Source organism: Gallibacterium salpingitidis, from assembly GCF_001678495.1.
Lineage (GTDB): Bacteria > Pseudomonadota > Gammaproteobacteria > Enterobacterales > Pasteurellaceae > Gallibacterium > Gallibacterium salpingitidis.
Window position 1 is genome coordinate 1 of the sequence record NZ_JTJL01000072.1, and the last position, 6,920, is coordinate 6,920.

7 protein-coding genes, 2 tRNA genes and 1 rRNA gene are annotated in these 6,920 nt (G+C 36.8%); 2 read left to right on the forward strand and 8 right to left on the reverse strand.

The window, feature by feature from the left end; all coding sequences use genetic code 11:
• Nucleotides 1-68: 68 nt before the first annotated feature.
• The 7 genes from purB to mutY form a co-directional block, all read right to left on the reverse strand.
• Nucleotides 69-1,436: an adenylosuccinate lyase gene (gene purB, locus QS62_RS11075; RefSeq protein ID WP_066110159.1), complete on the reverse strand. Its 1,368-nt coding sequence runs from the start codon at nt 1,434-1,436 to the stop codon at nt 69-71.
• A 15-nt stretch (nt 1,437-1,451) separates the two neighbouring features.
• Nucleotides 1,452-2,081, reverse strand: a complete 630-nt coding sequence (gene hflD / locus QS62_RS11080) for a high frequency lysogenization protein HflD (RefSeq protein ID WP_066110161.1) — start codon at nt 2,079-2,081, stop codon at nt 1,452-1,454.
• Between the two features lie 168 nt (nt 2,082-2,249).
• Nucleotides 2,250-2,325 (reverse strand) — tRNA-Asn (locus QS62_RS11085).
• Nucleotides 2,326-2,329: 4 nt separating this feature from the next.
• Nucleotides 2,330-2,405, reverse strand: a tRNA-Phe gene (locus QS62_RS11090).
• Nucleotides 2,406-2,550: 145 nt separating this feature from the next.
• Nucleotides 2,551-3,636, reverse strand: coding sequence for a membrane-bound lytic murein transglycosylase MltC (mltC, locus tag QS62_RS11095; protein WP_066110163.1), 1,086 nt, complete (start codon nt 3,634-3,636; stop codon nt 2,551-2,553).
• A gap of 6 nt (nt 3,637-3,642) precedes the next feature.
• Complete coding sequence (locus tag QS62_RS11100) at nt 3,643-3,915, reverse strand: oxidative damage protection protein (protein ID WP_066110165.1); 273 nt, start codon at nt 3,913-3,915, stop codon at nt 3,643-3,645.
• A 14-nt stretch (nt 3,916-3,929) separates the two neighbouring features.
• The gene (mutY, locus tag QS62_RS11105; protein WP_066110167.1) at nt 3,930-5,051 is read right to left on the reverse strand and encodes an A/G-specific adenine glycosylase; all 1,122 of its coding nucleotides are present in this window, start codon (nt 5,049-5,051) and stop codon (nt 3,930-3,932) included.
• Between the two features lie 134 nt (nt 5,052-5,185).
• Between mutY and trmB the strand changes: the two genes are divergently transcribed.
• Nucleotides 5,186-5,938: a tRNA (guanosine(46)-N7)-methyltransferase TrmB gene (trmB, locus tag QS62_RS11110; protein ID WP_066110170.1), complete on the forward strand. Its 753-nt coding sequence runs from the start codon at nt 5,186-5,188 to the stop codon at nt 5,936-5,938.
• Nucleotides 5,939-5,958: 20 nt separating this feature from the next.
• Nucleotides 5,959-6,303 carry a YggL family protein gene (locus QS62_RS11115; RefSeq protein ID WP_066110173.1) on the forward strand — a complete coding sequence of 115 codons (345 nt, stop codon included), beginning with the start codon at nt 5,959-5,961 and terminating at the stop codon, nt 6,301-6,303.
• A gap of 304 nt (nt 6,304-6,607) precedes the next feature.
• Here the strand turns inward: QS62_RS11115 and rrf are convergent.
• Nucleotides 6,608-6,723, reverse strand: a 5S ribosomal RNA gene (gene rrf / locus QS62_RS11120).
• Between the last annotated feature and the right edge of the window lie 197 nt (nt 6,724-6,920).

The following is a 6,920-nucleotide window of genomic DNA, read 5'->3' on the forward strand; positions in this document are numbered from 1 at the left end:
GGTTTGTCAACAGTCTGCAAAGCCCAAACAAACGTTTGGGCTTTTCTCAATAATAAAATTAACAATAATTAAAACGCTTCCACTAACTGAATTGCAGCGCCAATATAGGTTGCTGGTGTTAATGCTTTCAATCTTGCTTTTTCATTTTCAGGGATGTCTAAACCATCAATGAATTGTTGCATTGTTTGCTGATTAACGCGTTTACCACGTGTTAATTCTTTTAATTTTTCGTATGGTTTTTCGATACCATAACGGCGCATTACCGTTTGAATTGGTTCCGCTAATACTTCCCAATTTTGATCCAACTCTGCACGCAGATGATCTTCATTCACTTCTAATTTGCTGATACCTTTCAACGTAGAAGCATAAGCAATCAAGCTATAACCTAAACCAACACCAAGATTACGCAATACAGTAGAATCGGTTAAATCGCGTTGCCAGCGTGATACTGGTAATTTTTGTGCTAAGTGAGCCATCACAGCATTAGCTACGCCTAAATTACCTTCTGAGTTTTCAAAATCAATTGGGTTTACTTTATGCGGCATTGTTGATGAACCAATTTCCCCAGCAATGGTTTTTTGTTTGAAGTGATTTAATGCGATATAACCCCAGATATCGCGATCAAAATCGATCATAATTGTATTAAAGCGCATTACACAGTCAAAAAACTCTGCAATATAATCGTGTGGTTCAATTTGCGTTGTATATGGATTCCAATCAATTCCTAAGTCTTGCACAAATTGTTGGCTGAATAGATGCCAGTCCACATCAGGATATGCCGATAAATGCGCATTATAGTTTCCTACTGCACCATTGATCTTGCCAAGAATTTCTATTTTCTGTAGTTGTTGATATTGACGTTGTAAACGATATGCCACATTCACCATCTCTTTACCAACTGTAGTTGGTGATGCTGGTTGTCCATGAGTACGTGAAAGTAAAGGAATATTCTTATAAGTTTCCGCTAAACGGCTAATTTCAGCAATAATCTTCTTCCATTCAGGTAGAAGAACTTCTTCTCTCGCAGTTTTTAACATTAACGCATGAGATAGATTGTTAATATCTTCTGAAGTACAAGCAAAATGGATAAATTCACTAATTTCCGCTAATTCAGGTAATGCTTGGCATTTCTCTTTGAGAAAATACTCAACCGCTTTTACATCATGATTAGTTGTTGCTTCAATTTCTTTAATTTGTTGTGCATCTTGTACATCAAAATTAGCAATAATATCGTCTAGGTAATCGATTGCTTTTTTTGATAAAACTGGAACTTCTGAAATTGCGGTAGTCGCTGCCAATTTTTGTAACCAACGAACTTCTACAGTGACACGAAAACGCAATAAACCAAATTCACTAAAAATAGAACGCAAAGCGTCAGTCTTACTTTGATAACGACCATCAAGAGGAGAAAGTGCAGTTAAAGCATTAAATTGCATGAAGAGTTACTCCGTTTATCTAAGGGATGAGTAAAGTTGTTGAGCTGCCTGGATCAATCTGCTGCGGAAAAATAGCAATTTCCACTTAGAGCCGCCAACTTGGCGCCACAATACAGCAGAACGAATACCTGCTAATAAACAAGCTCGAATACGGTTTTGAATTTCAGGTTGCTGCAAATATAAAGGCAGACCTTTTACTTGAATTTTAGCCCCTAATGGACTAATGATATCAACATAAATACCAGCTAAAATCGCTAACATAGAGCTATCTATTAAGCTATCATGAAACTCTAATTGTGTTGGTAAATATTGAATTCTATCGACTAATTGCTTTTTCTTGTCGCTATTACTATTCAGCTTCCCTTCTAAAGCAAGCAAACTTAACCAATAACGGCTTAATTCCAAATCCAATGGGCCATGTTTACCGTTAAGTTGTTCCAGTAATGTTGCTAAGCCCAATTTGATATTAGCAAGATTACCGCCATACACATCTAACGTTTGTTGTGGCTGAGTAACGACTAGGCTCTCTAATGTAACGAGTAAATCTTGATCTGAAGTACTTCCTTGGTGAGCTAATTGTTGAACTAACTTTGCAGATTGACAAACTCCTGCCAATGCAAGCGCTAAATTCGAATAATCGACCATAATAGAGAAGAACCTTACTTACTGGTTAGTTAATTGAAAAAGAATTGTGGCAAATAGGTGGCAGAATATAACACTGTTCTTATGTTTTTTAAAGTTATCTTTATTCTGAGATTCACCAGAAAAAATTAAAGGCTGTTACAACATTTATTGTAACAGCCTTTTGGAATTTGGCTCCTCCTGCTGGACTTGAACCAGCGACATATGGATTAACAGTCCACCGTTCTACCGACTGAACTAAGGAGGAATAGTGGTGCCCAGAGGCGGAATCGAACCACCGACACGGGGATTTTCAATCCCCTGCTCTACCGACTGAGCTATCTGGGCAACGTCTTAGTGGTGCGTATTAAACGTTTTTTTGGCTTTCAAGTCAACCACTATTTTGAAAAAAATTTCTTTTTTTCGCACGTTAGCCGTTTTTCTATCCAAAACGCATAAAATTAATACTAAAACACCAGCAAAGCCCGCAAAATTAACGAATTACTCGATAACTTTTTTGTGCTTTATCCACTTTGATCAAGTAGTTTCTTGCCTGTGCTGATGGGTGTTTCGTTGTTAAAATACGATACACTTGCTCAGGTAATAACCGATTAATCTTATTTACCGCAACATCTTTATCATCATCAAAGATTCGCAATACTGCACCCGCCCCACCGTTATAAGCCGAAATAACGGCAAAACGTCTAGAAGTAGGATCTGTAATTCCTGCCAAATATTTATTTTGTAATAACCATAAATAAGAAACACCAGCATCAATATTTTTATATGGATCAAATAAATATTTTTTCGATGGAATACCGCTTCTACCTTTCATTAAGAACACATCACGTCCCGCCGTTTGCGGTACAATCTGCATTAAACCCATCGCATTAGCATAACTAATCGCATATGGGTTAAAGCTTGATTCTGTCTGCATAATGCCCAAAATCAAACTTTCATCAATGTTGTAGTGTCTTGCTGCCTTACGAATAAATGGAATATATTTTTGCGCACGAATAGCAACGTGGTTGGCAATCATTTGAATCACAACAAATTGCACAATATGACCATTACTTAAACGGCGACTTTGTAATTTATTGTTAATTAAATAATCAGCAAAAGCTGATGCCACTGCAATATTTGGAATTTGTGCACCTTGATGATCTAATACCTGTCCTAATAGAAATGGTCGAGAACTGATTGGCACATCACCATCGGCGAATAAATCGATACCATTTGCATCAGATCCCATCAATAATGTATGCACGATAGCATTTTTTAAACGAGCCAAGCTGGTTTGTGTTTCGATGGTAATCACACCTTCATCAAAACTAACGTGACTACGGGTGTAATATTTATCAGTATATTTCACATAATCTTTTCGACTTGCAACCAATAATTCATTCACACCCCAAATACGATCGATATTATGAGAGAATTGACCAGTTAAAATATCTAATGCTCGCGTATCTTTTGCAAAAGCGTCATCGTAATCAATATCATCACGATCATAGGAAGAACCACATCCCACTAGTAATAGTGCTAATGCAGCAACGATAAAAGATTTTTTCATTTTCATTTTTGACTACTTTGAGGGAGGGACATAACCTTCAATATGAACATCCTTGCCTTCAAACAAGAAATTTACCATCTCTTGTTCTAATAATTTACGATGCTCTGGATTCATCATATTTAATTTCTTTTCATTCACTAACATTGTCTGTTTTTTTAACCATTCAGACCATGCTTGTTTGCTAATCGAATTAAAAATACGCTTGCCTAATTCACCTGGGTAAAGCTGAAAATCTAAGCCTTCTGCTTCTTGCTTCAAATACTCACAAAAAACGGTTCTTGCCATAACGTTATCCTTATTTAATTTTTTTCTATTGTTAAACTTGCTAACTGTATCAACAAATTTTTCACAGGCGTCGCCAAACCAATTTTAGGTGGCGAAAAATCCGCTAGATCATACCAATATTCACTTTCATTTTGTACTGTCTGTTTATATTCTGCACAATCTTCTGCTACATTTTTTACCATAGCTACGGTTTCTGTTTGCTCTGTTACCACTATTGGGTGAATATCTAAATGAAAATGGCTAAAAGTATGGCGAAAAATAGGTAATTCTTCGATTAATCGCAACTGATTTACTTGTAAATAACTTTCTAAACTATCTTTAGAATCAAACTGCGGAAAACAGTATAAACCACCCCACAATCCTTGTGCTGGCCGTTGTCGCAGTAATACTTTATGATCTTTGACAAACAGCAAAAAATAGCTTTCTCGCTCTGGCAACGCTTTCTTGAGTTTTTTTCCTGGATATAATTGCCAACTTTCATTTTTATATGCAACACAAGATTTTGCTAATGGGCACAAAGTACATTTTGGTTTACTTCTCGTACAAACCATTGCACCTAAATCCATCATTGCTTGATTAAATGCTGCTACTTGTGAATCAGGTGTAACTGCTGCGCTATGACGCCATAATTGAGTTTCTACTGATTTCTCACCTGGCCAGCCTGCAATCGCAAAATAGCGCGATAATACACGTTTTACATTGCCATCTAAAATAGGATAAGGTGCATCAAGACATGAAGATAAAATGGCTCCTGCGGTGCTTAAACCTACACCTGGCAATGCCAATACCTGTGAAAAATCTGTTGGAAATTGTCCCTGATACTGATCACGAATAGTTTGTGCTGCTTTGTGTAAATTCCGCGCCCTTGCGTAATAACCTAAACCAGTCCATAAATGTAACACTTCATCTATTGATGCATCGGCAAGATCACAAATAGTCGGAAATTGTTGTATAAAACGTTCAAAATATGGAATAACTGTCGTCACTTGCGTTTGCTGCAACATTATTTCTGATAACCAAACGCCATATAATGATTTATTACGTTGCCATGGCAGTGTTTTACGCCCATATTTGTCATACCATGATAATACTGCCATTGCAAAAGGTGCTTCTGGCGTTGACTCAGCCTGCCACATAAATCTTCCCTATTTAACAATTCAAAGTCGCGAGTGTATCACAACAAATTCATTCAAAACATAACAAAAAGAGTGAATTATCAGGTAAAATACAGACCATTTTTATTAGTAATTCATCAATTTTTACTTTATTTATGCAACAAGAATCTGTGAATAACCTTGCTGAACAAAAACGTAAATCAGTGAACACCATGGAATTTACTGCTGATGGTCGTTATCTACGAAAAGTGCGTAGCTTTGTACTGAGAACAGGACGTTTAAGTGAAGCGCAAAAACGTGCAATGAATGAGAATTGGCATAAATTTGGTTTAGAGCATCAAGCAGCCCACTTTGATTTCCCTGCTATTTTTGGCAACAATAATCCTGTTGTGTTAGAAATTGGCTTTGGTATGGGGCGTTCCTTGGTTGATATGGCAAAACAAAATCCACACTATAATTATCTTGGTATTGAAGTGCATACACCTGGTGTAGGTGCTTGTATTGCTTATGCTTTAGAACAACAAGTTACCAATCTAAGGGTGATTTGTCATGATGCAATAGAGATCTTGAAAGATAATATTCCTGTAGAAAGTTTAGCTGGTTTACAACTTTTCTTTCCTGATCCTTGGCATAAAGCAAAACACCATAAACGTCGAATTGTTCAACCAACTTTTATTGAATCCATAATGCCAAAATTGATCCATAATGGCTTTATTCATATGGCAACAGATTGGCAAAATTATGCAGAACAAATGTTAGAAGTATTATCACAACAACCTGGATTACAAAATACTTCGAGCACCAATGATTTTATCCCACGTCCAGATTTTCGACCATTAACGAAATTTGAACAACGTGGCCACCGTCTGGGCCATGGCGTTTGGGATCTTTATTTCATCAAAAAATAATTGATAGAGGAGAAAAAGATATGGCATATCAACGTAATCGTAGACAACGTAAAAAAATGCACATTGATGAATTCCAAGAATTGGGATTTTTAGTCAATTGGCAATTTGCTGAAAACACACCTGTGGATCAAATTGATCAAGTTGTAGATCGTTTTATTGATGAAGTAATCAAGCCAAACGGTTTAGCTTATGAAGGCAGTGGTTATTTACATTGGGAAGGTTTAGTTTGCTTAGAAAAAATTGGTAAATGTGATGAAACTCACCGTCAAACAGTCAAAACTTGGTTAGAAAATAATGGATTAAATCAAGTTGAAGTAAGCGAATTATTTGATATCTGGTGGGATTTCCCTGTAACTGCTCAATAATAAGATACAACAATTACTTTTAACACATTGCCACTGATTTAAGTGGCAATTTTTTTCTCTCTTTCCTTTCCACTTTGTTCATTTCTACAACTTCTCTTCCTTAGCCATTTCAATGATATGAATAACGAAGAGATTTATACAACTTAGTCGCTTAATAGACATAGAGAAGATGAGATGATTGGTGATTAGGATAGCCTAAGCAAAATCCAGCCATCCCTAAAAAATAAAAAATACAAAATACAAAATACAAAAATAAAAAAACGCTAGTCGATTCCTCAACTAGCGTCCTTCTCGCTTTTCAATAACCTGGCAGTGACCTACTCTCACATGGGGAATCCCCACACTACCATCGGCATTACGACATTTCACTTCTGAGTTCGGCATGGATTCAGGTGGGCCTATCGCATTCTCGCCGCCAGGATTAATCCTTTTGACTTTTTACTTTCTGCTTCTAGCTTCTCGCTTTCTGCTTTATCTTCTTCTCTAAAAACGTTCACAAGCTGTCAACTCATCAGTGAGCTTTCTTTTCCTCTCACTGCTTTCTCTCTCTCGCTTCTTTGCTTCCGCTTCTTCGCGTTTCTTACCTACTCTCTCTTGGGCTAAAAACCCTTCAGCGT